Annotated in this window: 18 protein-coding genes; 10 read left to right on the top strand and 8 right to left on the bottom strand. The window is 61.6% G+C overall.

Annotated elements, in window-relative coordinates; genetic code table 11:
* Positions 1–10: 10 nt before the first annotated feature.
* The 7 genes from M1P90_RS28215 to M1P90_RS28185 all read left to right on the top strand — a co-directional run bounded on the left by M1P90_RS28215 (position 11) and on the right by M1P90_RS28185 (position 9,912).
* Positions 11–1,063 carry a hypothetical protein gene (locus M1P90_RS28215; RefSeq protein ID WP_483699030.1) on the top strand — a complete coding sequence of 351 codons (1,053 nt, stop codon included), beginning with the start codon at positions 11–13 and terminating at the stop codon, positions 1,061–1,063.
* 906 nt (positions 1,064–1,969) lie between these two features.
* The gene (locus tag M1P90_RS28210) at positions 1,970–3,778 is read left to right on the top strand and encodes a recombinase family protein (RefSeq protein ID WP_483699028.1); all 1,809 of its coding nucleotides are present in this window, start codon (positions 1,970–1,972) and stop codon (positions 3,776–3,778) included.
* A gap of 1 nt (position 3,779) precedes the next feature.
* Complete coding sequence (locus tag M1P90_RS28205; protein ID WP_483699027.1) at positions 3,780–4,955, top strand: hypothetical protein; 1,176 nt, start codon at positions 3,780–3,782, stop codon at positions 4,953–4,955.
* A 148-nt stretch (positions 4,956–5,103) separates the two neighbouring features.
* A complete protein-coding gene (locus tag M1P90_RS28200) occupies positions 5,104–6,135 on the top strand; it encodes a fatty acid desaturase (protein ID WP_483699026.1) in 1,032 nt (343 codons plus the stop codon).
* Positions 6,136–6,241: 106 nt separating this feature from the next.
* Positions 6,242–6,985, top strand: coding sequence for a gamma-glutamyl-gamma-aminobutyrate hydrolase family protein (locus M1P90_RS28195; protein ID WP_483699025.1), 744 nt, complete (start codon positions 6,242–6,244; stop codon positions 6,983–6,985).
* Between the two features lie 144 nt (positions 6,986–7,129).
* Complete coding sequence (locus tag M1P90_RS28190) at positions 7,130–7,885, top strand: gamma-glutamyl-gamma-aminobutyrate hydrolase family protein (RefSeq protein WP_483699023.1); 756 nt, start codon at positions 7,130–7,132, stop codon at positions 7,883–7,885.
* Positions 7,886–8,175: 290 nt separating this feature from the next.
* Entirely contained in the window at positions 8,176–9,912 is a 1,737-nt protein-coding gene (locus M1P90_RS28185; protein ID WP_483699022.1) for a c-type cytochrome, read from the top strand.
* A gap of 130 nt (positions 9,913–10,042) precedes the next feature.
* On the opposite strand, the gene M1P90_RS28180 is transcribed toward M1P90_RS28185, so the two are convergent.
* The 5 genes from M1P90_RS28180 to M1P90_RS28160 form a co-directional block, all read right to left on the bottom strand.
* A complete protein-coding gene (locus tag M1P90_RS28180) occupies positions 10,043–11,695 on the bottom strand; it encodes a polymerase (RefSeq protein ID WP_483699020.1) in 1,653 nt (550 codons plus the stop codon).
* Between the two features lie 224 nt (positions 11,696–11,919).
* Entirely contained in the window at positions 11,920–13,113 is a 1,194-nt protein-coding gene (locus M1P90_RS28175) for an acyl-CoA dehydrogenase family protein (RefSeq protein ID WP_483699019.1), read from the bottom strand.
* Positions 13,114–14,074: 961 nt separating this feature from the next.
* Positions 14,075–17,002, bottom strand: coding sequence for an outer membrane protein assembly factor BamB family protein (locus tag M1P90_RS28170; protein ID WP_483699018.1), 2,928 nt, complete (start codon positions 17,000–17,002; stop codon positions 14,075–14,077).
* A gap of 35 nt (positions 17,003–17,037) precedes the next feature.
* Positions 17,038–17,382: a hypothetical protein gene (locus M1P90_RS28165; RefSeq protein WP_483699016.1), complete on the bottom strand. Its 345-nt coding sequence runs from the start codon at positions 17,380–17,382 to the stop codon at positions 17,038–17,040.
* Positions 17,383–17,403: 21 nt separating this feature from the next.
* On the bottom strand, positions 17,404–18,855 hold the full coding sequence (locus tag M1P90_RS28160; RefSeq protein WP_483699015.1) for a serine/threonine-protein kinase: 1,452 nt from the start codon (positions 18,853–18,855) through the stop codon (positions 17,404–17,406).
* A gap of 240 nt (positions 18,856–19,095) precedes the next feature.
* Between M1P90_RS28160 and M1P90_RS28155 the strand changes: the two genes are divergently transcribed.
* Both M1P90_RS28155 and M1P90_RS28150 read left to right on the top strand, forming a co-directional pair.
* Positions 19,096–19,623: a winged helix-turn-helix domain-containing protein gene (locus M1P90_RS28155; RefSeq protein ID WP_483699014.1), complete on the top strand. Its 528-nt coding sequence runs from the start codon at positions 19,096–19,098 to the stop codon at positions 19,621–19,623.
* 7 nt (positions 19,624–19,630) lie between these two features.
* Entirely contained in the window at positions 19,631–20,158 is a 528-nt protein-coding gene (locus tag M1P90_RS28150; RefSeq protein WP_483699012.1) for an IS630 family transposase, read from the top strand.
* Between the two features lie 143 nt (positions 20,159–20,301).
* Here the strand turns inward: M1P90_RS28150 and M1P90_RS28145 are convergent, their stop codons facing one another.
* From M1P90_RS28145 to M1P90_RS28135, 3 genes are all read right to left on the bottom strand, one after another.
* Positions 20,302–21,705, bottom strand: a complete 1,404-nt coding sequence (locus tag M1P90_RS28145; RefSeq protein ID WP_483699011.1) for a vWA domain-containing protein — start codon at positions 21,703–21,705, stop codon at positions 20,302–20,304.
* Between the two features lie 101 nt (positions 21,706–21,806).
* Positions 21,807–22,727, bottom strand: a complete 921-nt coding sequence (locus M1P90_RS28140; protein WP_483699010.1) for an AAA family ATPase — start codon at positions 22,725–22,727, stop codon at positions 21,807–21,809.
* A gap of 146 nt (positions 22,728–22,873) precedes the next feature.
* Positions 22,874–23,740, bottom strand: a complete 867-nt coding sequence (locus tag M1P90_RS28135; protein WP_483699009.1) for a metallophosphoesterase family protein — start codon at positions 23,738–23,740, stop codon at positions 22,874–22,876.
* Positions 23,741–23,942: 202 nt separating this feature from the next.
* On the opposite strand from M1P90_RS28135, the gene M1P90_RS28130 reads away from it, so the two are divergent.
* Positions 23,943–24,587 carry a redox-sensing transcriptional repressor Rex gene (locus M1P90_RS28130; RefSeq protein WP_483699007.1) on the top strand — a complete coding sequence of 215 codons (645 nt, stop codon included), beginning with the start codon at positions 23,943–23,945 and terminating at the stop codon, positions 24,585–24,587.
* The last annotated feature ends 238 nt before the right edge of the window (positions 24,588–24,825 follow it).

Here is a 24,825-nt window from a genome sequence, read left to right as displayed (position 1 = left end):
CACAACGTCAATGAGCATCCTTGACTGGATTGCGCTTTTTTGTCTGGGAGCGTCCCTAGTGTTTTGGGGTGTCCTGTACTTCAGCCTAATAGCTCCTCCCCTTCCACAGCTTGCGCCGCAGACCTTTGTGGCCCTCGCACTTACTGTGATGAGTGCGCTTATCATTCCACTTTTCTGGTCGATCCTCGTTCCGACAACACCAGCTGGCCAACTTCTTCAAAAAACCCAATGGGGTACTGTCGGCTTCTGGTTCATACTCGGGGCTGCGCTCTATATGACGTGGTACGCCAGGCTCTGGATAGGTTCATGGTGGGCAAGTCAAACAGTTGTTGCAGATAACGGCCTTGCAGGCCCTGTCACTGTCTTTTGTCTGATCGGCTTCATCCTCGTTCCATCCCTTGCCTGGACGGTCGTAACGCCCGAGCGATGGCTTATCCAGATTCATCAAGCACGGGAGGTGAGGAAAATCGAGCGGATGCAACAGCTTGAAGATTTGTCGTATAAGGCGATGATCGCCCGCGCAAGGGCCATTCTCAACGCGGAACTAGCTGGTAGTGCGGTCTCGCGTATTCCAGAGCTTGCAGGGCTTCTGATGACCTCTGAGAAGCTTACGCACCAGGCACTCTATCAAGTGTCCCAAGGCTACAGTGCGATGTACAACGCAGAACTTAGGCTTGGGCTTGAGAGTGAGCCTGAGATTGAGGAACGCTACCGAGGCACGGTTAATCAACTGATCGCAGCATACAACGAAATACCCAACTTATCACAAGCTGCTTTGCCACAGCCAGAGCCTGTAGCTGTGCAATCCAGAGCCCAGGTAAAAGCAGGAGTTGAAGCAGGTAGCCAATCAGCTCTTACTCGCCTCTCTACGCCTGCTCGCCAGAACTATATCGCCGCGCGCAATGTTTTGGGAGAGGGTGCTTGGATGCGCCGAGACCTTGAGACGGCCCTTTCATGCCAGCACAGCGAAGCCTCAGAGCGCATCAGGGAATGGAAGGCAGCCGGGCTTGTTGTGTCAGTTGACGACCCAAAGTGGCACTACCGGTTTACCGAAGTGAGGTAGCTATGAGCCGTTCAATACCAATCCGCGACTTGGCCGGAAAAATCATTGGCCTTCGGGACGAGAATGAGCCTGACCCCGTACAAGCCACGCTTGACGCATCTATGAAAGCGGTTGGTGCACCAAGTAGCGTCGAGGAAGCGCCCCATCCTGCAACTAATCCTAAGCGTGATTTCAAGCCGCCATCCCTTTTGCGAATTGTCGTCGGGGCGGTTGTCGTTACGGCTTGGGCGATTGCGCTTGTCCTCTTAGCAGGAAGAACACAACCAGCGCCAAGGGGAGCGCCTATGCTAGCTGCTACCACAACTCAGACGGCAACTGCCGCAGCGAGTGCAACCAGCACCCCATCGCCGACCATTGAACCAACAGCCACGCCGCGGCCTACAGAAGTTCCCACAGACGCAGTGCCGTTACCAACTCCGCTTCCTCCGCCGCCACCAGTACTCACATTCTGTGCCGAGCGAAGTTCGCTCTATGGCCGTGTCTATCAGTGTGCCTCAACACAGGCAGATGCCGATGCACTGGCTGATGCTGCAATGGACGAGGTCAACACCAACGGACAAGCTACAGCACAAGCACTCAAGGCGACTGTGACACGCTAAGGAGCACTGTCGCTTCGCTTGGCTTTTAGGGTTTTTCGCTTTCGCTTCACGCTACTATAGCGGGTCCCCCTCTTGAGAAGGGTGAATATGCCGCTCAGATCCCGCATAAGCGGGACTTCGCGTCACGGCTTTCGCCGCCCATCTTCAAGAGACTCCCCACTATGGATAAAAGCGTTCGCGGCGAAAAACCTGTATAGCGCCGGCGCTCCGCTCTTTTCACGCGCATCAGGAGACGAAAAGCCATTCGTCATAAGCAACTACCGTGTCGCACGATACGTCTAATGCGTGCATCTATGGAGGGAAACTCATGACGCGAGCTATTCTCTATGCCAGGGTTTCATCTGACGAGCAGAACAAGGGGTCATCCCCCGACGACCAGATACGCCGCTGCGCCGAGTACGCAAGGACGCAAGGGTTTACGGTCGTTGCGGAAATACGTGACGATTACACCGGCTATGAGTTCGAGCGCCCAGGCTTTGACAAAGTCCGCCAGATGATCGCCAATAGAGAGGCTGATACCCTTGTCTGCCTCTCGGGCGACCGGCTTGCACGTACCGTCTTCGTGGTCGGCCGGATAAGCAGTGAGTTACTGCGGCGCTATCGGGTTAACCTGCACTTTGTCAGCCGTGGCCGGGTTGACTATGACTCCCCCGAGGGCGAGTTTATTATGCTCATGGAGGCTGTGGGCAATCAATATTGGGGGACCAAAGCCAAGGAAGTTATGAAAAACGGGCGGCGAGCCTTGGTTCAAGACGGTATCAAGCCGGGCCAGGGTCCGACTCTCTACGGCTATGTTAAAAGCGGAGACCGCAAGGAGACCCGCTATCATATTGTCGAGGAGGCAGCGGTCACTATCCGCCGCATCTTCAAAGAAGTAGCTGATGGGTGCGCAATCCTTGCTATTGCCCGTGACCTTACGAAAGAGGGTGTTCCTACCCCATCCCAAGCAGCTAATATGCAGAAGGGCAAACGAAAAGATTACGGCATCTGGACACCAAAAATCCTTCACCGCATCTTAAAGAATGAAGCGTATGCCGGCACACTTTGGCTAAATCGCACGACCGGAACGCACGGCAAAGATCTCCAGTACAATCCCCGCGAGAAATGGATACCCGTTCCCCTGCCTGCGATTGTTGACCGCGCTCTCTTTGATGCAGCGCAAGAAGCTCTTGCCGGTCATGTCTCGGTACTTCGTGACGGTGGAGCGTATCGGCAAACCTTCCTTATGGCCGGCATCATACGATGTGAGCATTGCGCCAATCGAGGGCGACCCGGAAATAATATTGTCACCCCCTCGATGCGCAGCTCAAAAGGGCGTCCTTTTGCCTATTATATCTGTTCAAAGAGCATCCTTAGCTATCTAGCAAAAGAGGAACGATGCCCGTTACCATCGGTTCCCCGAGATAAGCTGGATAACGCGGTCTGGCGCTTTGTCGAGGCACTTTACGAGAACCCTGATGCAATTCTAGCAAGCTTCCAAGAAGCACAAGCAGAGCGCCGACGCGAGAACGCGGCAACAGAGGCTAAGATTGCCGATCTGGAGCACACTCTTGCCGACCAGCGCACCAAGCAGGAAAATCTGTGGTTAGAGATGGCCAGTCTGCCAAAGGAAGCAACGAGCGCGAAGACGGCGCTACACAACGTCTTGGCTCGCTTGGACGAGGCCATTGCGGAAGGTGTCGAGAAGGTCAGGGTTTTAAGTTCAACGCTCTTACCCGTTCCCGATGACGAGTCACTTGTAATATTCTGGGAGTACCGAGACCAGGTTCGGGAAGGCTTACAAAATGCCGATACCGTCGAGAAGAAGCGCAGGGTGATTGACGCGCTTAACGTTACAGTGAGTGTTCATGGCGATGCGGGAAAACCGAAGGCTACCTTGCACTGGTGGGGAATAGATACACCGCTTGCTCTTGAGGATGATACACCAGATGGGCAGGGACCGGACTCAGGGCCGAAGCCAGTGGAACCCAATGGGAGCAATGGGAACGGAGTTAAGAGATATCCCCATTCTGCGGGCAAAAAGGCATGCCAGGCACCTTTCTTATCGTTCGCACTCGATCCAGAAGCTACCCAAATTATACGCCAAATAATGCGCGCTTGTTGCGAAGCGCGTTGACATGTTCCGTATCATGAGGCGCAGCGATGAGATAGCAGAGGTACATATGACCGCACACTCCCTCACCATCGAGAAGCGCGAGCGGCGCGGCGCGGGTTTCCTTGCCAGTCTGGCGGATTTCAGCGTTTCAGAAGGCGATGAGGTCAGCCCAGAAGCGGTGCGCGCCAGCCCAAATATCAGCCTGTATTGCCTTGACGATGCATCAAAGCGCGCAATCTTTGCTGAGCTACCGCCAGACGTTGACCTCTCCCGGGTTCCGTTCGTCTACCAGACCCAGTACGAACAGGCCCAGCGCCTGATTGCCGTGCCCTACGACAGCTTCATCCACCTCGCGCACGACCTGCCAAAAGTCGAGAACTTGATCATGATCTCCATGACTGGGCGCTGCGGCTCGACTCTGCTGAGCCATGTTTTAAACGAACTTGATAGCTTGCTCAGCCTATCGGAGCCGGACGTGGCGACGCAGTTTGTGCATTTGCGAGGTGTCTATGACGAGAGTACGCTGCGCGAGCTGTTGGATTGTACGGTGCGCGTTCTGTTCAAGCCCACTGCACGGAAGACGCCCGCAACTGCTGCCTTGAAACTCCGCAGCGAAGGCACGCAGATACTCGATCTGTTCCAGGTAACCTTTCCACAGGTGCGCAACCTCTTTCTCTACCGCGATGCCGTTGGGTGGGTCACCTCGTTCTACCGCGTCTTCACGCAGAATGGGCCACCAAGCCTCATTCCAATCGAAGAACTGCGCTGGGCATTTGAGGTGCTGTATGCCTACGACGGCACGCACTTGATTGATCTGCTTGAGCCGGGCACGACCGAAATTACGATGGTGCAGTTCCTTGCGCTCTGGTGGCTTGCGACGATGGAGTGGTATCTGGCAAAACATGCGCAAGGCTACCCCGTGCTCGCCGCGCGCTATGTCGACCTGAACGCCCACCGCGAAGAAGTTCTCACCAGCATTTTCGCCTACTGCGGCTTATCCCCCGCAAAGGTGAAGGAAACGCTCGGCGTGTTTGCGCGGGATTCGCAGGCAGGGACGTTTTTAGCCCGCGAGAAGCCCGGCGAAGGGAACGCACTACGGTTGAGCGCCGAGCAGCACAACGAGATCGCCAGCATTCTCCGGCGCCACCCGACCATTCAGGAATCGGGTTTTGTCGCGCCAGGAACGACTATTCCCTGAGCGTGGCCTGCGTGAGATGGGTTGCCAGCCGCGCGCCGCAAGCGCCAATCGATTGCCCACACACTGAACAAATCGTCTGGGCATAACTATAGTACAATGCGCCTGCATTCAATTGATGATGCAATGTCCCAAGTATAGTGGAGGAAACATGCATAGTTCCGCAGACGCTAGCCCCCCCACACGTAAAAAGAATTGGCAGGAAGTCGTCGCGCCGTATCAGCAACCCAAGCTGAGCCGCAGCCTCTGGCAGGTCGCGAACACGTTTATTCCCTACGTAGTGCTTCTCTACGTCATGTACTTGTCGCTTGGCGTGTCGTACTGGCTGACGCTGCTGCTGGCGGTGCCGGCCGGCGGCCTGCTCACCCGCATCTTTATTCTGTTCCACGATTGCGGCCACGGCTCGTTCTTCAAGAGCCAGCGCGCAAACAATATTCTTGGCATCATCTGTGGGCTGTGCGTGTTCACACCCTACTACCAGTGGCGCTTCGAGCACGCCGTGCATCATGCCACCTCGGGCGACCTCGACCGGCGCGGGGTTGGCGATATCTACACGCTGACCGTGCGCGAATACCTTGAGCTGTCGCGCTGGGACCGCCTGAAATACCGCCTGTACCGCAGCCCGGTGGTGATGCTGGGCATTGGCCCGTGGTACACCTTCCTGATCTCACAGCGCTTTGTCAACCCGATCTCGCGCCGCCGCGAGCGCCTGAGCGTGTACTTCTCGAACCTGGCGATCCTCGTGATTCTGCTGGTGATGTGGGCCACAATCGGCATCCCGGCCTACCTGATGATTCAGCTGCCAGTGGCGTTTTTCGCCGGCCTGGGTGGCATCTGGATGTTCTACATCCAGCATCAGTTCGAAGGCACCTACTGGGCCGAGCACGAAGAATGGGATTACGCCACCGCCGCGCTGCGTGGCAGCTCCTACTTCAAGCTGCCCAAGGTGCTGCAGTGGTTCACCGGCAATATCGGCTTCCACCACATTCACCACCTCAGCTCGCGCATCCCGAACTACGCGCTGCAACGCTGCATGCAGGAAAACCCCGAGTTTATGGACGTTACGACGATCACGCTGTGGTCGAGCTTTAAGTCGTTGCGGCTGAACCTGTGGGACGAAGAACAGCGCCAGCTGGTGAGCTTTGGCGCGCTGAAGCAGGTTGCTCAGCAGCGCATCGCATGAGGTGACGGCATTGTCATTCTGTGAAGAAAGACGCGTGGTATAATATATCACAAACATTGCCCTGGCCCATCGGGCCGGGGCAAATCGTATTGGACGAGGAGGGTGCATGAAGCCCTACATCGGTATTTCGTGCGGCGCATTTCGCGACCGCGACTGGTGCCCACCCGCGAATTTCCTGCGGAAAAACTACACCGACGCCATTATCACCGCTGGCGGCCTGCCGCTGATCATCCCGGTGCTCGAAGACATTGAGGTGCTGCGCGCACTCTATGATCGCATGGACGGCATTCTGATCTCGGGCGGCGGCGACATCGACCCGCGCTTCTACAACGAGCAGCCGCAGGCCGGCCTTGGCCCAACCGACCCGATGCGCGACGAGATCGAGCTGCCGCTGGCGCGCTGGGCGATCGAGGAAGGCAAGCCGCTGCTGGGCATCTGCCGTGGCTCGCAGGTAATTAACGTGGCGATGGGCGGCACGCTGTTCCAGGACATTCCTTCGCAGATCCACACACAGCTTGTGCACGACAGCTCGTTCACCCGCCAGGACTGGACGTACATGGCGCATGAGCTGCGGCTCGAGCCAGACTCGAAGCTGGCAAATCTGTTCGGCTCGAACTGCATCATGACCAACTCGCTGCACCACCAGTCGCTGAAAGACCTTGCTCCCGGGCTGCGCGCGGTGGGCTGGGCGCCCGACGGTGTCGTCGAGGCGATTGAGGGCGCGGGCGAGGGCTTCCTGGTGGGCGTGCAGTGCCACCCCGAGGCGCTACAAGGCGCGGCCGACACACGCTGGCAGGCGCTGTTCCGCGATTTTGTGGAAAGCTGCACCGTAGGCGCGCCAGCACTCTAGCGCCACCCAACAAGTTCAGAACCCGCTGATGGGTGCTTCATGCGCTGCGCGAGCCGTCGATATCGACGGCTCGCGTGCGTTGGTGGGCGGGTATCTATGTCTATGGTATCATGAGCCATATCCTCTCAACTTCCGAGGTGCGCAATGGCACAGCCCAACCCACGCCCGATTGTCGGCATTCCGTGCAGCAGCTACCCCGATTCGTGGTTCACCCCCGCCAACGGCAATGCGATCAGCTACCTGCGCGCGCTTGAGGCGGCCGGCGCAATCCCCGCGCTGATCCACCAGACGCGTGACGCGGCGGTGCTGGCGGCGCACTACGAGCACTGCGACGCGCTTCTGTTCGCGGGCGGTGAAGACGTTGGGCCGCAGCACTATGGCGCCGCGCCGCACCCCAAGCTCGGCCCGACCAACCCAATACAGGATGAAAACGAAATCGCGCTGGCGCGCCGCGCCGTGGCCGAAGGCAAGCCGGTGTTTGGAATCTGCCGCGGTGTGCAGCTGCTGAATGTCGCGCTGGGCGGCACGCTGTTTCAAGACATCCCAAGCGAGTGCCCAAACACGCTCAATCACAGCCTTTCCACCGACCAGCGCGACATGAGTTTTCTTGCGCACCCGCTTGCTCTGGCCGAGGATTCGTGGCTGGCCGAGTGCCTGGGCGCCGCCGATCTGACCGTCAACACGCTGCACCACCAGGCGCTGCGCGACATCGCGCCGGGCCTGCGCGTGGTTGGGCGCGCGCCCGACGGCATTGTCGAGGCCGTGGAAGGCACCGGGCGCGGCTTTGTGCTGGGCGTGCAGTGCCACCCCGAGGAGCTGTGGGAACAGGCCGACCCGCGCTGGGGCCGCGTGTTCGCTCGCTTTGTTACATTGGCAGCTGAGTATTGGTTAGAAAGTTGAAATGTTCGAAAGTTACAGGTTGGGCGGACTCAAACCCTGCAACAGCATAGGGGTTTAGGGTCTAGGGTCTTGGGATTGGGCAATAAACCGCAACTTTCAAAGAACCACAGAACCAAGACCCGCACCCTTCGATACGGCCGGGCTACCCTATGGGTCCAGAGTGCAACCTGTAAACCTGTAAACCTACAACTTGTAAACCTGCAAACCTGCAACCTGCAACACGCAGGCGTATGCGATACGCCCCGGCTGCAACCTGCAACGTGTAAACTCGTAAACCCAAGAGGAAGTTCATGCGCTCCTGGCACCTTTTCGCAATCGCCGCCATTGTCATTGCCGGCATCGCCATCAGCGGCTGGCTGGCGGATCGGTCGCAGCCTGTGGCGGGCAGCACGCAAACCGTGCAAACCGATGGGCTCACTGTCACGCTGCGTATTGACGAGCAGTCGATTGGCCAGCGCGTGCTGAATGTGACCGTCACCGACGAAGCCGGCCAGCCCACCGACATCACCGACCTGCGCCTGCGCTTCTCGATGGTGGATATGGATATGGGCATCAGCGAAGTTGTTGCGCAGCAGATTGGCGCGGGGCGCTTCCAGGCGCGCGGCCAGTTCTTTAGCATGGCGGGCAGCTGGCGCGTCGATACGGTGGTGGTGCGCGTGGGCCAGAACGAGGTGCAGGTGCCATTCACGCTGGCGATTGCCGCGCCGGGCGAGGCCAGCGGCCCAACCAACCCGCTGCCGAATGACGCGGCGACGATCCTGGCCGGCCAGAAGATCTATGTGGCGAACTGCACGCCCTGCCACGGCGCAAGCGGGCGCGGCGACGGCCCGGCTGGCGCGTCGCTCAACCCGCGCCCGGGCGATTTCACGCAGCATATGGTGCCGGGCAAGCATAGCGACGGCCAGGTGTTTTTGTGGATCAAGAACGGCTTCCCGAACTCGGCCATGCCAGCCTGGGGCGAGCGCTTCAGCGACGAGCAGATCTGGCAGCTGGTGCGCTATGTCCGCACATTTGGCCAGGTCGGCCCGGCGCTTCAGCCCACCGGGCAGGCGCAAACCACTGGCGGAAGCGTGCCAACCGTGCAGGAACCCCTGCCACCGATTGTGTTTGCGCGGCGCGGGAATGTCTGGCGCAGCGCCGGCGATGGCAGCGCGCCCACGCAGCTCACCCAACTGCCCGACGGCAACTACGCCGAATACCCAACCTTCTCACCCGATGGCAAGCGCATCGCCTTTGTGGCTATTGCGCCGCCGCCAGCCGACAGCACGACCATGCTGCCTTCCTCGGCACTGTATGTGATGAACGCCGACGGCAGCGACCTGAAAGCCGCATGGCAGCCGAAAGAAGGCTTGCTCAGCCTGTTCACCTGGACGCGGGATGGGCAGGCGGTTTTGATTGCCGCGAATGGCGTGTCGCTTGGCCTGGGCGACACATCGGCCGACCGCCAGCTGACGATTGCGCGCTTCGATCTTGCGAGCGGCACGCCCACGCCCATTCTGCGCGACGCGCTCGACCCCACGCTGTCGCGCGATGGCACACAGCTCGCCTTCCTCAAGCTCAGCCCCGACGGCTACACCATGACGCTGAATGTCGCCGCGCCCGATGGCAGCAACCCGCGTGAGCTGATTAGCGGCAAAGATTTCCAGGGCTTCTACGCGCCGCGCTTCACACCCGATGGCACGAAAATCATGGTTTCGGCGATTGGCGGGCCAGAAACCGATGCGCAGGGCAAGCCCAAGGCTGCCGTCGCGCCCTCGCTGCTGGAGCGCGCCGCCAGCCTGTTCGCGCCCGCAACGGCTGAGGCGCACGGCCTGCCGTGGGATCTGTGGGAGGTGAATGTGGATGGCAGCGGCTTGCGGCGCGTCACCAGCTTCTACGAGGATCTGCCGATGGTGGCGTTTGCGCCCGACGGCAAGCAAGCTGCGGTGATGGCGCTCGGCGGAATCTACCGCATGAATGCGGATGGCAGCAGTTTGCGGCGCATCGACCAGACCGGCGACCACGGCGGGCTTGATTGGGCGCGGTGATTTGCAGGTTGAAAGTTTGAAAGTTGCAGGTTGCCGGGGCGTATGCAATACGCCTCGGCGGCAGTCTACAAACGCGCGAACCTTCTAACTTGTAACGTGCAAACCTTCTAACTTGTAACCTGCGAACCTTCTAACCTGCAACCCGCAAACTGATCAAGGCCCCGACCACGGCCAGCGCCACCAGCAGCAGCGCCGGAGCGAGCGCCCACAGCCAGGCCAGCGGCTGCGCCCGCCCTACCAGAAACACGGCGGGAGCGCCGTTCGGGCTGCGCAGCACCAGCGTGTGCTCGCCGTCGGGCAGGCCGCTGGCGAGCGAAACAGCGCCACCCTCGGGGTCTGGGTTGATCGGCCGCGCCGCCCCGCCGTCGATGGCAGCCTCGACCGGGCCAGCCATCCCGCGCAGCGCGATCTCTGTCCCTTCAAAGCGCACGGTCCACATATTCGCCGCTGGGCCGGCCAGCACAGCCGGGTGGCTCCAGGCGTGCGCGCCCGGCCCGGCCACCGCGCCATGCGCCGTGTACGCCTTCAGGGCATCGTAGGCGGGCGTGGTGGCGTAATCACGCGTGAGAATGGCGAACTGCTGCGTGGGGTCGCGTGGGTCGGGCGGCTCGCCACCCCAGCGCAGAAACCACACATTCATCACGCCCAGCCAGGGCCACTCGCGACGCGCGCGTTCGAGCTGCCCAACCGTGTACTCGGCCTGCTGCGCGGGCGTCACCGGCGCGCCCCAGGTGAAACGCTTTTCGGGCGGAATAGTGGGCGAGTCGGTGACATAGCCGAACTCGCTGATCCAGATCGCCTTGCCCGCGTCGCCGCGATTTTCCATCACCTCGCGCAGCAGCACCACCCGCGACACGTCGATGCGCGAGTCGATCGGGCGGGCCCAGTTGTCGGTGCGCGGGCGGATGTAGCGATGCTCGTCGGGCGGCTGGCCGAGCCCATAGGCCTGCGCCGACATGATGTCGAAGAACTGCCCGCCGCCAAGCTGGTAAACCTCGTCGAGAAAATCGAGGTCGGTGTAGGGCGCGGTCTTGTCGAGCCCGTCGGTGGGCGAAAGGCTTGGGAACAGCACAACAATCTGGGGATCAGCAGCCTTGGCGCTTGTGTAGGCAGCCTTGATGAGCGCAACAAATTCGGATGGCGACGGGCGCTGTCCGTTCCATTCATCCATCAGGTTTGGCTCGTTCCAAAGCTGGATGAAACGGATCTGCCCCTGGTAGTGCCGCACCACCGCACTAACGAAGTTCGCATAGTCGGCGTAGTCGTCGGGCGGGCCGGTGGCCGCGCCATTGATGGCCTTGCGCTCCTGGAATGCGGGCGAGGCAAGCGCCCTGGGGCGCGCCCAGTCGGGCGGGCGGTCGAGCCGCACAATCGGCGCGATGCCCACGCGCGCGGCCTCGGCCATGATGAAATCGTACTTCTGCCAGGCGCTGCGGGGCGCGGCCGGGTTGCGCCGATCTTCGAAATCGCCGCGCGCATGGATCTCGACATCTTCCCACGGCATCTGAATGCGGGCGAAGCGCGCGCCCATGTCGCGCGCCATTTCGAGCGTGCGCGTGACGTTGGCCGGGTCGGCTTCGTGCTGGATGCCGTACAGGTTCACGCCAAGCTGCGGCACATCCGCCCAGGCGACAGGCTGCTGGCCGGGCGCAAAGGTGACGCCGCGGTTGCTGCCGTTGTCGGCCAGCACAAAGCCGCCGAGCGCGAGGTAGAGCAGCGCGGCCAGCGGCAGCAGGGCGACCAGGCGGCGACGTAGCGGTGTGCGATGGGCGTGTTGGCTCACGGCGCGCAAGTATAGCGGGCGCGGGCCGGCGCGTCAAACGGGGGGCGTATGCGATACGCCCAAACACCGAAGGGCGTATGCGATACGCCCAAACACCGAAGGGCGTATGCGATACGCCCAAACACCGAAGGGCGTATGCGATACGCCCAAACACCGAAGGGCGTATGCGATACGCCCAACTCTTCGTGTCTTCGTGCCTTCGTGGTAAAAGGCAAGTGCCTGGCTCACACAAATGCGCTGAAGCCGGTGATTGCGCGCCCGACGATCAGCGAGTTGATTTCGCGGGTGCCTTCGTAGGAGTAGATCGCCTCGGCGTCGGCGACGAAGCGCCCAACGTTATGTTCGAGCAGGATGCCATTGCCGCCCATCAGCTCGCGGGCATAGCCCACGGTTTCGCGCATGCGCACGGTGCAGAAGGCTTTTGCCAGCGAGGCGTGCTCGTCGCTCATGCGGCCGGCATCCTGCATCTGCGAGAGCTGCGCGACCATGCAGGCCGAGGCGGTGATGTTGCCGAGCATGCGCACGAGTAAGTCCTGCACAAGCTGGAAACGCCCGATTGGCCGGCCGAACTGCTGGCGCGTTTTGGCGTAGGCCAGCGCGTTTTCGTAGGCGCCGCGCGCGCAGCCAACCGCCTGCCATGCCACGCCCGCGCGCGTCATGCGCAGCACATCGGCGGTGTCGCGGAAGGTGCGCGCATTCTTCAGGCGGTGCTCGTCGTCCACCCGGCAGTCAGTGAGCGTGATCAGGGCGTTCTGCACCACCCGCAGCGCAATCTTGTCTTCGAGCTTTTCGGTGGCAAAGCCGGGCGTGCCCTTCTCGACAAGAAATCCCTTGACCTGGCCGTCGGCCTCGTCACGCGCCCAGATGATCGTGAGGTCGGCAAAGGTCGCGTTGCCGATCCACTTTTTCTGCCCATTCAGCACCCAGCCGTCGCCGTCGCGGCGCGCGGTGGTGGCCAGGCCGCCAGCCACACCCGAACCCACGTCGGGCTCTGTCAGGCCAAATGCGCCAATCGTTTCGAAGCGCGCCATGGGCGGCAGCCAGCGCTGCTTCTGGTCTTCCGAGCCGCACAGGTAGATCGAGCCCATGGCGAGGCCGCTGTGCACACCAAAAAAGGTGGCGATCGAGGGGTCGACGCGCGCCATTTCCATGGACAGAAAGCCGTCGAGCAGCGTGCTTTTGCCGGCGCAGCCATAGCCCTGGTAAGAAAGACCGGCGACGTTCAGGTCGCGAATGCCGGGGATGAGGTCGAACGGGAAGGCCGCGCGCACCCAGTAGTCGTTGATGATTGGCGCGACCTGCGTTTCCATGAATTCACGCACCCGCGCCAGGATCTGCTGATCCTCGACGCTCAGCAGGCTGGTAAGCTGGTAGAAATCGCCGTCGCCGGGCAGGGTTTGATCGTGCAGTTCGCTCATGGCGCGCTCCTCCATTGTTTCAACTATATGGCTTACGCGGTGGCTCGCAGGGCGCGGCCCGTAATGAAGATTTACAAAACAAGCCGGCAGCCATTTTCGCCCCGGCCGCTAAAGCAGCAGGCTCCATTGCAGCAAAGCCCGCCTTCGCGGGCTGTCTGGATTACATTGTAAAGCACCATAACGAGCGGGCTCGAAGAGGCCACGAAGGTGGCCTTCGCTGAGTGTAGCCGAGGGCTTCAGCCCCACGGCAATTTCTCAGTGCGCGTATTATAGCAGTGGTGGCGGGCCAGCGGCAGGGCCGCTTCCGCGATAGAGTATAATGCACGCAGTGGCCGGCTCGTCCGGCCCGGCGCGTAGCGCGCCGCCGCTGGGATTTCCCAGAGGAACTTCCCGACTCCTCGCCCTTGGGAAGTGCTGAGTGCTGAGTGCTGAGTTTTGAGTTAGATTTCTAACCCAAAATTCAACATTCACACCTCAAAACTTCGCAAGGAAGGCTACCCCGCGAAACAGCAAGCGGGGGCGCGCGGCTGGCAACGGCAGCGCGACGCAAGCCGGCAACAGAGAGCAGTCCCGCCGTTTGCAGGCGGCAGAATGCAGTTGGCAGTAGCCCGCGCCGCTGGCGACTGCATCCTGCCGTCTGCAAGCTGGTAAGGGGTGAAAGGGTGCGGTAAAAGCGCACCAGCGTCGGCAGCGATGTCGGCGGCTAGGCGACTGCGCTGGCCGATGGGGAGCAAGGTGCGTGGGGCGGGCTTATCGTGTGGGAGCCGCAAGGCGTTCGTACCACCGCGCTCGTTCGCATCGCCGCCGCAACGGTGAGGGTGGGTAGCGCCCATCAGGCCAGGAGCGGCCTGCGCCGCATGGCGCAGAGAGAGATGGCGGCCATCGAACAGAATCGGGGGTACGGTTACGCGCCAGCAAAAGGCTGAAGGATCGGGCGACCGTCCTTCAGCCTTTTTGTGTGCTATACCACGCCCGGTCGCTCCTTGCGCACGGCTGCAAGCAGGGCGGGAAGCTGCCCGCGCCGCTCAAGGTAGCCGATCAGCTCGCGCACCTTGCCTTCTTTACCGTAGCCCGCAATATCCTCGAAGTTCACGCGCAGGTCGATGCCGTTTGCGGCAAGATCCTGCTCGATATCTTCGCAGAGCGTCGCAAGCTCTTCCATGCTAAAGTGCTCGATCATCGCCTCGCGCAGCGCGCGCCGGTCGATTGGTGGCGCGGATGTGGCGGCTGGCTGCGCTGCACGGGCAGGCGCTTCGCTGTCGTCGGGCGCGTCGTCGGCGTCGATGCCCCAGCCGCGCAGCACGGCTTTGATCCGCGCGATCTCGGCGCGCGCCTCGTCGATGCCGGTGAGCACGCCTGGCGGCGCATAGGCCGAGCCGTGCAGGGCTTTCTGGCGCAGCAGGTGGGCCAGTGTATTGCGGTGCGCGCTTAGCAGTTGTTCCTGCTGAAGAATCTCTTCCTCGTTCGCCATATCCCTTTCCTTCTGCGCTTGCTCTGTTGGAATTGAAGTGCCTGTCGCGGTTGGCAGCCTGCCGCTTTCGACAACTATTTGCAATGGCGTTGCATTGGGCTGCTCGCTACCTTGCTTCAACACATGGATCGAAATGTGATACGTCGTTTGGTACTGTTCGCCCCGCGCATCGGCGTAGGCGACAGTAATTTCCAGCGGCACTTTCGGACCATATTCGTCGCGGTGCGGGCGCGCATAGATTTCGAGCGACTGCACGCGCCCGGCAGGGAGGCGCACAACCGTGTCGTTGCCGCGCACATCGAATGGGCCGCGCAGCGCAATACGAACGCCAAGAGCCGGCCCATAGCCCGTATTTTCGACGCGCATGAGCAGAGTGTTCCACTCGAATTCCACAAAAACCTGCTGCGCCCCGCACGTAACAACGATTTCGGGCAGGTGGCGATAGCGGCGCACCTCGCGCCAGCAGAGCAATGCCTGTTCTTCTTCGAATGCGGCGCTGAACAGTTGGGCCGCCCGCTCATACAGTTCCGCAATGCGTGCCTCATCGGGGGGCGTGGCGCTGGCAAGAGCTTTCGCCGCGTGCTGGTAGGCTCCCGCCGCTGGCACGGTCTGGTTCAAATGCTCGTAAGCCGCGCCAGCCTGCTCGTACTCGCCCACGCGCAGCGCAAGGTCGGCGGCGCGCTCCCAGTGGCCTAACTCCACGCGCAGGCGCAGCGCTCGGGCAAGCTGTTCGCCTTGCTCGTAGAGCTGTGCTGCGCGCTCGATCTGCCCGTGCTGCGCCAGCACGTCGGCGGCTGCGCCGAACTGGCAATCTTCGGCCAGGGCATCGGCCAGGCGCTCCCAGTCGCCCAGCGATTGCCAGATGCGAACAGCTTCGTCGTAGTGGCCGGCCTGGTGATAGAGCATTGCGGCCTTGCCGCGATCACCAGACTGTTCGAAGAGCACCGCTGCCTGTAAAAGCTCGCCCTGCGCTTCGTAGAGCTGCGCGCTTTGCAGCAACTCGCCAGCGTCGGCCCACATACGCGCAACGTCGAGCATGCGCCCGCTACGCTCGTACAGCTCGCGGGCGCGGCGCGGATCGCCGGCTCGTTCCCACTGCTGCGCAGCGCGTTCGGCCAGTCCAGCGCGCTCGTAGAGCTGGGCGGCGTGGCGTGGCTCGGCTAATTCCTGCGCATATAGCTGCGCGGCTGGCTCGAACTCATCGCGCAGCGCGTAGGCTTCGGCGGCCTGCTCGAACTCGCCGCGCTGTATATATGCTTGCGGGTCTTCCAGCTCGGTAGCGGGTTCAGCGCGCCAGCGAAACGCATAAATCGTCCCGGCGCGGTCGCCAAGCAGCAGGGCGTCGCCGCTGAGCTGTGGGCTAGCCACGGCGCGCTTTTCCAGGGTGGCCTGCCAGCGCGGCTGGCCGTTCGCCGCTTGGAGCGCGTGGAGCGTGCCGTTGTCGACGCAGAACAATACCGTATCGTCGGAGGCGGCCGGCGCGGGCGTGATATATTTGGGTGTGTTGAAGCGCCACAGCTCGCTGCCAGTCGTGGCGTCGAGCGCCAGCAGCGCGTAGCCATTGCCGGTTCGCGCCGCGCGCTCCAGAAACACCCGGCTGCCAACAAATACCCGCCCTTCGTCAATAACTGGCGCGGACGTCAGCCCTTCGCCGCGCTCGGGTGCGAGCCGCCAGCGCAGCGCGCCCGAACGGAGATCGAGCGCGTGCAGGCTGCCGTCCCAGGCGCTGGCGTACACGATCTCGCCAGCAATGCGGATTGCCCCGGCGAATGGCGCTGCCGCAGCAACGCGCCAAAGCTGCGCGCCATTGCTCGCCGCATAGGCACGCAACTCATTGTCGGCCCCGCCCGCAACCACCACGCCCGCCGCGACTGCCGGCGCTTGGTCGCCCCACCCGCCGTGCGCCACCGACCAGCGCAGCGCGCCAGTTTTGTCATCAAGCGCATACAGCTGCCCATTCGAGGCCGTGAAATACAGCGCGCCATCTGCGGGGCAGGGCGTTGAGATGCTGTGCGCTGGAGTCGGAAATTTCCACAACTCGCCGCCAGTCGCGCCATCGAGCGCAATTAGCGCCGCGCCGGGCGCGGGGATGGGTTGCATATCAATCGGGGCAACAAACAGGCGCGTATTATCAGTTGCCAGCACCAGGCGCGGGCGCGCAGGGGCGACGCGCCCCCACACCACCGCGCCGCTGACGGCATCCAGCGCAACGAGCACTCCATCATCGCTTGCCACGCAGAAATGCTCGCCAGCCACCACCGCCGCAGCCTGGCTTCGTGGCAGCGCCCGGCCCAGCTCAGCGCGCCAGAGCGCCTTGCCTGCATCGCCGGACGCGGCGGGGCGCTGCCAGCCGCACGCCGGGCAGGCTGGCGCGTCAAGGATGAGGGTGTCGCAGGTTGGGCAGAAGATTGGTAGCATTTGTGTGTTCAGCTGAAATATTGCGAATGACGTGGTTAAACTTCCTGTTCCTCAGCTTCAACAGCTTCACGAGCGCGCGTGTTTGGGAAGCGCTGGAGCAGTGGGCGCGGCAGCGTGCGCACAACGTAGAATAGTATTAAAAACAAAATCAATTTATCGAGTGGGTCGGACACACGATTTTGACCAAAGAGCGCTGCGCTAATGCTGCCGCCCAACTCGCTACCAAAGAGCACAACCTCCGATGGTGCAGCTATAGTTCCAGCGACTGCACCGACGCTCAAGCCTGCCAATCCGGCATAGCCCATCTGCTTCAGCAGATAGAAACCAAGCGCTGCACCAAGAGCCGTTGCCACCAAAAGCAGCGAGCCGTGATTTGCCACAAGGTCGCTCGCGGCTGGCAGCTAAGGCCAGGACCCTTCATGGGGCGATATATTAAGGAATTGGAGCGCGAGTAACGGCATCCCAAAGCCCAGCACGCCCCCAATTACAGCCGACAGCCAGCGGGGCGGGCTGGAGCGAAACAGGTCGAACTGGCCAGCAAAACCCGCCAGCAGGCCAGTAGCAATTACGCTGGGCGAAAACCAGAGCGAAGCGTCGTTCCACCCCAGCAGCCACCACACCACCCGCCCAGCCAGCGCGGCCAGCGCGGCTAGCCAGGGGCCAAACAGCATGCCCATCAGAATGGTGCCGCCATTGTCGAGCCAGAGTGGCAACTGGAAGCGTTTCACCAGCTCGCCGCCACCAATATCGAGCGCGATTGAGAGCGGCAGCAGCATGAGCGCCAGGGGCAGGTAGCTGCGCCGAGTTGAAGCAACAGTTGTGGGCGTTAGGTCTACTTTGGGCGTTGGGTCTGCCGCTGAGTTTTCGGCGGGCGGCAGGCTCGCAAATGGTCGTTCGGCTTCGGCGGCGGAAACGCTTGGGGCAGGCGTTATACTTGGTGGGGCTGCCGGGACTTTCTGTACCTCGGTCGGTTTTGCATTCTCCAGCACGGTGGCGCTTTCAGGCGGAAGCGCCACTGCAGCAGCCGGGGCAGCTTGCCCCAAACGCGACAGCGTCTGCCAGAGCGCGCCCGCATTTGGGTAGCGCTCGGCCGGGTCGCGGGCAAGCGCCGTGCTCAGCGCATTGGCAATAGCAGGCGGCACATCGGTGGGCCATTCTGCCGGGAACTGCGGCCCGCGATCATGCGCGCGCATGGCCTGAATGGGCGTCGCGCCTTTGAACAGCACCGCGCCAGTCAGCATCTCGCAGGCAATGCAGCCAAGCGCATAAATATCGACGGGCGGGTCGGCGGCGTTGTTTTCCCACACCTCGGGCGCGATATAGCCGGGCGTGCCAACAATCCCGCTGCTCATCGCAACGCTGACCGGATTTTCGGCCAGCAGCTTGGCAAAGCCGAAATCGGTTAGCAGCGCGCCATGCTGGGAGTCGATCAGGATGTTGGAAGGCTTGAGATCGCGATGAACGACACCCTGCGCGTGGGCATAGTCGAGCGCGTCGGCAATTGGCTTGAGCAGGGCCAGCGTCTCGTTCCACGGAATGCGCTGGCGGGCGGCAATCGCTTTGCCGAGGCTTACGCCGCGCGCCAGGTCCATGGCAATAAACAAACGCCCGTCGATATCGCCAACTTCGTAGATCGTGATGATCTGCGGGTGGCGCAGGCGCGCCAGCGTGCGCGCTTCCTGCCGGAAATTCTGCACGAAATGGCGGTCGGCCAGCAGCGGCGGGTGCAGAATCTTGAGCGCCACCTCGCGATCAAGCGTAGTGTCGTTGGCTCGAAAGACCGTGGCGAAGCCGCCCGCGCCAAGCTCTTCGGCGATCTGGTATTTCCCAAGCTGGTGCAACCCATCAGCCATGGCGGCGCACTTTCTGCTTGAAATAGCGCGTTATGTTGCGGCGAGAAGTTACAGGCAAAATAATAGCTTACAAATAAGAACGTAGCAATAGCCATAAATTGTCAGTGCTTACGCGGTAGCCCGCGTGGCCTAGCCGTTAGCCTGCGGCAGCAAGGTACTAATTTATTTTTGCGTGCCAATTTTGGCGCTTCGCGCCAAAATTGGCACACCTTATACCAAATACGGGTGTATACTTACAGCATGAGACGACTGAAACTGGCTGAACATCTGACGGTTGAGGAACTCGGGCAGCGCTATCGCCAGGCCGCCGATCCTGTCGCTCGCAGTCATTGGCAGATGCTCTGGTTGCTGAGCCAAGGCCGTTCCCCTACCGAAATCGCACAGGTCTGTGGTTACTCGTTGACCTGGTTGTACGCGATTGTCCGCCGCTACAACGCCGATGGTCCTGACCACGTCGGCGACCGCCGTCATCACAACCCTGGCCAGGCTCCGCTGCTCTCGCCCGCCCTGCGTGCCGAACTCGACAAAGCCCTCGAAGGTCCTGCCCCCGATGGTGGCGTGTGGACTGGCCCGAAAGTCGCCGACTGGATGAGCAGCAAGCTCGCTCGAAAGGTACACGCGCCACGCGGCTGGGAAGTCTTGCAGCAGCTTGGTTATCGCTCCTATGTCCCGCGTCCGCGCCATATCAAGGCCGATACTGAGGCGCAAGAGCAGTTTAAAAAAAACGCTTCCGCAAGCCGTCGCCCAGATCCAAGCCGAGCATCCTGACGCCAGCGTGGAGGTCTGGGGCGAGGATGAACATCGCATCGGCCTCAAACCGATCCTGCGGCGGGTCTGGTGCAAGAAAGGGCAGCGGCCACTTGTGACGGTTCAGCCGCGTTACAAATGGACCTACCTGTATGGGTTTGTCTGTCCGCAACGGGGCGAGAGTTTCTGGCTGCTGCTGCCACGGGTCGCGGTGGCAGTGTGGACGCTGGTGCTGGCCGAGTTTGCCGCTGCAGTCGGGGCTGGTCCGAGCAAACAGATTGTGCTGGTGATCGATCAAGCCGGCTGGCACAGTAGCAGTAAGGTGGGAGTACCGCAAGGCGTGCATGGAGTGTTTCAGCCGCCGTATTCGCCGGAGGTGCAGCCGGCCGAACGGTTGTGGACATTGAGCGACGAAGCGCTGGTGAATGAGCATTTCAGTGATTTGGACGCCTTGATTGAGGCACAAACAGAACGCTGCCGTCGCTTGCGTGAGCAGCCGGAGATCATTCGCACGCACACCCTCTTTCACTGGTGGCCCAAACCGACCATACCATAAGTGTTCACCCGTATTTGGTATTAATCGTAAAGCACCGCTCTGCCGAAGGCTAAAACTGCCTCCTATATTTGATAATGCACAAACACGCCGCTACGCGATTTCGCGCATAGCGGCGTGTTTGGTCAAACCTCGTTTCGCGCGCCCTAGCGCCGCGTGACGAACAGCGAATCGACGGCAGCTACCAGCTCGCGCAGGTTGCTGACGCGGTGAACCACATCGCAAAGTGGCTTATATTCCAGCATGTCGCTGTCGCCGCTGCCCCACATGCGCGGATGCTCGGGGTTGAACCACACGACCTTGCGTGCCCGCCGCTTGATATCTTCGAAGTCGCGCAGGTTCGGGTCTTTGTGATTGTTGCGCCCGTCGCCCAGGATAATGACCGTGGTGCGGCGGTCGACCGTACCCATATGATCGCGGGCGAATGTTTTCAGGCTGTTGCCCAGGTCGGTGGTGTAGTGGCCGGGGCGAATGCGCTCCTGCACGGCCTCGATCGCCAGGTCGGGCCGCGCCTCGTTGAAGTCGTTTGAGATGTCGTGCAAATCGGACACAAAGGCGTAGGAGCGCGTACGGCTGACCTGATCCTGCAGCGCGTAGACCAGCATGAGCATGAATGCGACGATTGGCCGCATCGAGGTCGAAAGGTCGCAAATCACGGTCAGCTTGGGCTTGAGGTGCTTTTTCTTGTGGCGCACATCGAGCGGCACGCCCGCAAAGCGCTGGTTGGCGCGAATAGTGGCCTTGGCGTCGAGCTGGCCTTTGTTGCCGCGCCGCTGGCGCAGGGCAGCGCGCGAGCGCAGTTGCGCCGCCAGCCGCGTGATCACGCTGCGCATGTCGTCGATCTCGTCGTAGCGCAGCCGGTCGAAGGGGCGGTCGAGCAGCTCGTCGATCGGCGGCTGCTGGCGGCGCTCTTCGGCGGCGCGGCGGTGCATGTTTGCGCCCACCTCCTGCGCAATCTGCTCGGCCAGCGCGTTCTGGTTTTCGCGCGCTTCCTGGGCCATCTGCTGAATGGTTTCTTCGTTCAGCCCGGCCTCGCGCAGCTTTTCCATCAGCTCCTGCAACAACTCGTCGAGCCGGTCGAACTCAAGCTCGCGCATGGCCCGCCGCGCCATCCAGGGCTGGTAGTAGGGGTTGGTCATCTGGCCGGGGTTGGTGCTTTGCTCCAGCATCTGCTGCATCTGCTCGCGGCTCATGTTCTGGCCGGTCATCATGGCCTCGAATAGCTCGCGCAGCTGCTCAGGCGTCATGTTTTGCAGCATCTGCTCAAGAATGTCGGCCATTTTGTCGCGATCTTCCTGCGACATGCCGCCGCCGGGCTGGTTGGGCATCGGCGGCGCGCCAGTGCCGAAAAAGCTGGGAAACAGCTTTTCGAACTCGGGGATGTCGTGCGCTTCCTTCACCAGCGTGGCGCGCATGGCCAGGCGAAACAGGTCTTTATCGTTGATGCCGGTCGCCTCGATCGCGCGCAGTGCGTCGGCGCTTTCGGCCACCGAAACGCGCACGCCCGCGCCGCGCAGCGCATCGATGAACTGGATGATTCGATCGTCCATAACTGCTCCAGTAAGCAGGAGGCACTAGGCAGTAGGCAGAACCGATGAATATCTATGAAATTCAATGATACTGCCTACTGGCTACTGCCCACTGTGTACACTTAATTGGCCCGCCCGCGGTTGCCGTCGCGGCTGACTTCCCGACGCGCCTTGTTCAGGTCGCTCTCGTATTTCAGCAGCACGCTCAGCGTCGTATCGATTGTGGCGCGGTCGAGGTGCTTGGCGTTCAGCTCCACCAGCGCGCGCGCCCAGTCGATCGTTTCCGACACGCTCGGGTGCTTTTTCAGATCCATGCCGCGCAGGCGCTGCACCAGCTCGACGGCCTGGCTGGCCAGGCGCGGCGGCAGGCCGGGCACCTTCAGGTTGACGATCTGCAGCTCTGAGTCGAAGTTGGGGTAGTCGATGTGAATGTACAGGCAGCGCCGCTTGAGCGCTTCGGAAAGCTCGCGGGTGTTGTTGCTGGTGAGCAGCACAATCGGCTGGTGCTTCGCTTTGATCGTGCCAAGCTCGGGCACGCTCACCTGGAAGTCGCTCAGGATTTCGAGCAGAAACGCCTCGAACTCGGCGTCGGCGCGGTCGATCTCGTCAATCAGCAGCGTCACCGGCTTTTCGCTGGTGAGCGCCTTGAGCAACGGGCGCGGCAGCAGAAAGCGCTCGGAGAAGAAGACATCTTCTTCGGCGGCCAGCCGGTCGGCGGCCTCGCCCAGCGTCTTCGAGCCGGCCAGCAGGTCGGTCAGCTTGTCGCGCAGCAGCTGGGTATAGAGCAGCTGCTTGGCGTATTCCCACTCATACAGCGCCTTGGTTTCGTCCAGCCCTTCGTAGCACTGCAGGCGAATGAGTTCGCGCCCGCTCGCGCCAGCCCACGCCTTCGACAGCTCGGTTTTGCCCACGCCGGCCGGCCCTTCCGCCAGCACTGGCTTGCCGAGTTTTTCGGCCAGGAACATCACCGTGGCGATCTCGTCGGAGGCAATATATTGCTGGGTGCCAAGCGCTTCACGCACTTCGCTTATCGCGTTAAACACGTTGTGAGCCTTTCTGTTGAACAGGTATTTCATCATAAGTTCGCTTTAGCATGTTGCACGTTTGAAAGTTGGCACGTTGCAGGTTGTGCGATGAGTTTCTTCGCAGCCGAGATCACTTCGGTCTAACCTTCACACATGCGAACCTTCTAACCTTCAACGTTCAACCGCCCAAACACCGTATGCACCAGCGTGCCGCCAATGTCGTCGGTGTCGAGCGCGACAGCCTGGAAGCGCCCGGCGCTGTGGCCGGCATTTACGCACCATGTCGGGCCGATGCGCGCTGCGTACTGCCCGCTTTCGTCGGGCGATTCGTGGGCGTGGCCGTGGAGCGTCAGCGGCGGCGCGTGCCGCTCGATAAACGCCCGCACTGCCGCGCTGCCGATGTGCCGCCCGCGCGGCAGCTGGTCGAGCGGCGTGTTGGCCGGCGGCGCGTGGCAGACATAGATCGTGCGGGCCGGGTCGCTGCGTCGCGCCAGCGCGGCCATGTCGTCGGCGATGCTTGGCTGCGCGGCAAACTCCGCCCGGCCAATCGGCACAATCGCGTCGCCGCGGCTTACATAGGCCATGCCGAAATCGAACGGCGGCAGCGGCCCGTCGTCGCGCCGCTCGTAATCTTTGATGCTGAACGGCGTGGGCGGCACACAGCCGTAGCCAGCCAGCCACAGCGGCGCATCCCGTGGGGTGAGCAAGAAAACCCGCTCGTGGAGCAGGTGGGCAAGTTCCTCCTGTTCAAGCTCGGCAAGCGTGGCGATTGCGGCGGCCCAGTCGTCGTTGCCGGGCAGCAGGTACACTGCGCAATCGGGCTGCCGGGCGCGAAACTCACGCAGCAGCGGCCGCAGCTCTCCGCCGATAAAGGCGCGCTGCGTCGCAAGCGCACTGCCCAGCGCAATCGCGTGCGGCAGCAGGTCGCCGCCAACGATCACGGCCCGCGCGTCGCTCGCGCCGGCCCATTCGAGCAGCGCGCGATAGGCGGCGGCGTCGCCGTGCAAATCGGCGGTGTAGACCAGGCGCATTCGGACCTCGTGAGGGGCAGTGCGATCATTATAGCACGCACGCGCTGCTTTTGGGGGTTTTGGCACGCGGGTTGCTCTGTGCCTGTGAAAGCAGATAACGACTTTGTGATAACCTTGACAATGCCCGCGACATAGTGCTACACTTCACGATACGGTGTTTTCCCCCTTCGCCGGCTTGCCGGCCCGCACTTCGGAGGATCGTGTGGATCGCATAGAGACCCCGCCGGATGTTGTTATTCGCCGGCTGCCATTGTATGCCCGAAGTTTGCGCTACTTGCTTCAGGAAGATGTGCGCTCGGTTTCGTCGCAGGAGCTTGGCGAGCGTATCAATGTCACCGCCGCGCAGATCCGCAAGGACTTGTCATATTTTGGTGAGTTTGGCAAGCAGGGCATCGGCTATAATGTTGAAAAGCTGCTGAACCAAATCGAGCGCATTCTTGGGCTGAATCAGGAATGGCCGGTTGGCCTGATTGGCATTGGCCACCTAGGCGAGGCAATTGCCCGCTACGAAGGCTTCCGCCGCCAGGGCATCCGCATCGCTGCGCTGTTCGACAGCGACCCAAACAAGATCGGCACCGACATCAACGGCCTGACGATCCAGGACGACACGCATATCGAGCATGCGATGCGCGAACAGGGCGTGAAGCTAGCGATTATTGCGGTGCCCGCCACGCGCGCCCAGGAAGTTGCCGATATGCTGGTGGCGGCGGGTGTGCGCGCCATCCTGAACTATGCGCCGATGGTTATTCAGGTGCCGGAAAACGTCTGGGTACGCCATATCGACCCGGTGGCGGTGCTGCACAGCATGACCTACTACCTCGCGCGCGAGGAAGACAAAGAGCAGTAGCGCTTTTCGTGCAAACGCAGCGGGCCGTGAAAGAATATTCTTTCACGGCCCGTTTTTTTGTTGCGGCGAGCGACGGCCCAAAGCCATGCCAAAGTCCCAAAATTCATCCACAGATTACGCAGATTACACAGATTATAGGCCCATATCTGCGTAATCTGCGTAATCTGTGGATAGCTCTCGCCTCTTTTCCAGCTTTGACAGGCCCTGCCGACGATTGACGACAAGCCCGTGGTCGGTT

The sequence above is a fragment of the Kouleothrix sp. 19917 genome (assembly GCF_057073505.1).
The sequence above is the reverse complement of the archived record's forward strand: the minus strand, read 5'-3'. Positions and strand labels throughout refer to the sequence as shown.

Bases quoted from the DNA above. Each gene is read 5' to 3' on its own strand.
- M1P90_RS28155 (WP_483699014.1), top strand. From the start codon at position 19,096: ATGAGACGACTGAAACTGGCTGAACATCTGACGGTTGAGGAACTCGGG.
- M1P90_RS28185 (WP_483699022.1), top strand. From the start codon at position 8,176: ATGCGCTCCTGGCACCTTTTCGCAATCGCCGCCATTGTCATTGCCGGC.
- M1P90_RS28205 (WP_483699027.1), top strand. From the start codon at position 3,780: ATGTTCCGTATCATGAGGCGCAGCGATGAGATAGCAGAGGTACATATG.
- M1P90_RS28135 (WP_483699009.1), bottom strand. From the start codon at position 23,740: ATGCGCCTGGTCTACACCGCCGATTTGCACGGCGACGCCGCCGCCTAT.
- M1P90_RS28210 (WP_483699028.1), top strand. From the start codon at position 1,970: ATGACGCGAGCTATTCTCTATGCCAGGGTTTCATCTGACGAGCAGAAC.
- M1P90_RS28195 (WP_483699025.1), top strand. From the start codon at position 6,242: ATGAAGCCCTACATCGGTATTTCGTGCGGCGCATTTCGCGACCGCGAC.
- M1P90_RS28160 (WP_483699015.1), bottom strand. From the start codon at position 18,855: ATGGCTGATGGGTTGCACCAGCTTGGGAAATACCAGATCGCCGAAGAG.
- M1P90_RS28170 (WP_483699018.1), bottom strand. From the start codon at position 17,002: ATGCTACCAATCTTCTGCCCAACCTGCGACACCCTCATCCTTGACGCG.
- M1P90_RS28200 (WP_483699026.1), top strand. From the start codon at position 5,104: ATGCATAGTTCCGCAGACGCTAGCCCCCCCACACGTAAAAAGAATTGG.
- M1P90_RS28175 (WP_483699019.1), bottom strand. From the start codon at position 13,113: ATGAGCGAACTGCACGATCAAACCCTGCCCGGCGACGGCGATTTCTAC.
- M1P90_RS28215 (WP_483699030.1), top strand. From the start codon at position 11: ATGAGCATCCTTGACTGGATTGCGCTTTTTTGTCTGGGAGCGTCCCTA.
- M1P90_RS28145 (WP_483699011.1), bottom strand. From the start codon at position 21,705: ATGGACGATCGAATCATCCAGTTCATCGATGCGCTGCGCGGCGCGGGC.
- M1P90_RS28190 (WP_483699023.1), top strand. From the start codon at position 7,130: ATGGCACAGCCCAACCCACGCCCGATTGTCGGCATTCCGTGCAGCAGC.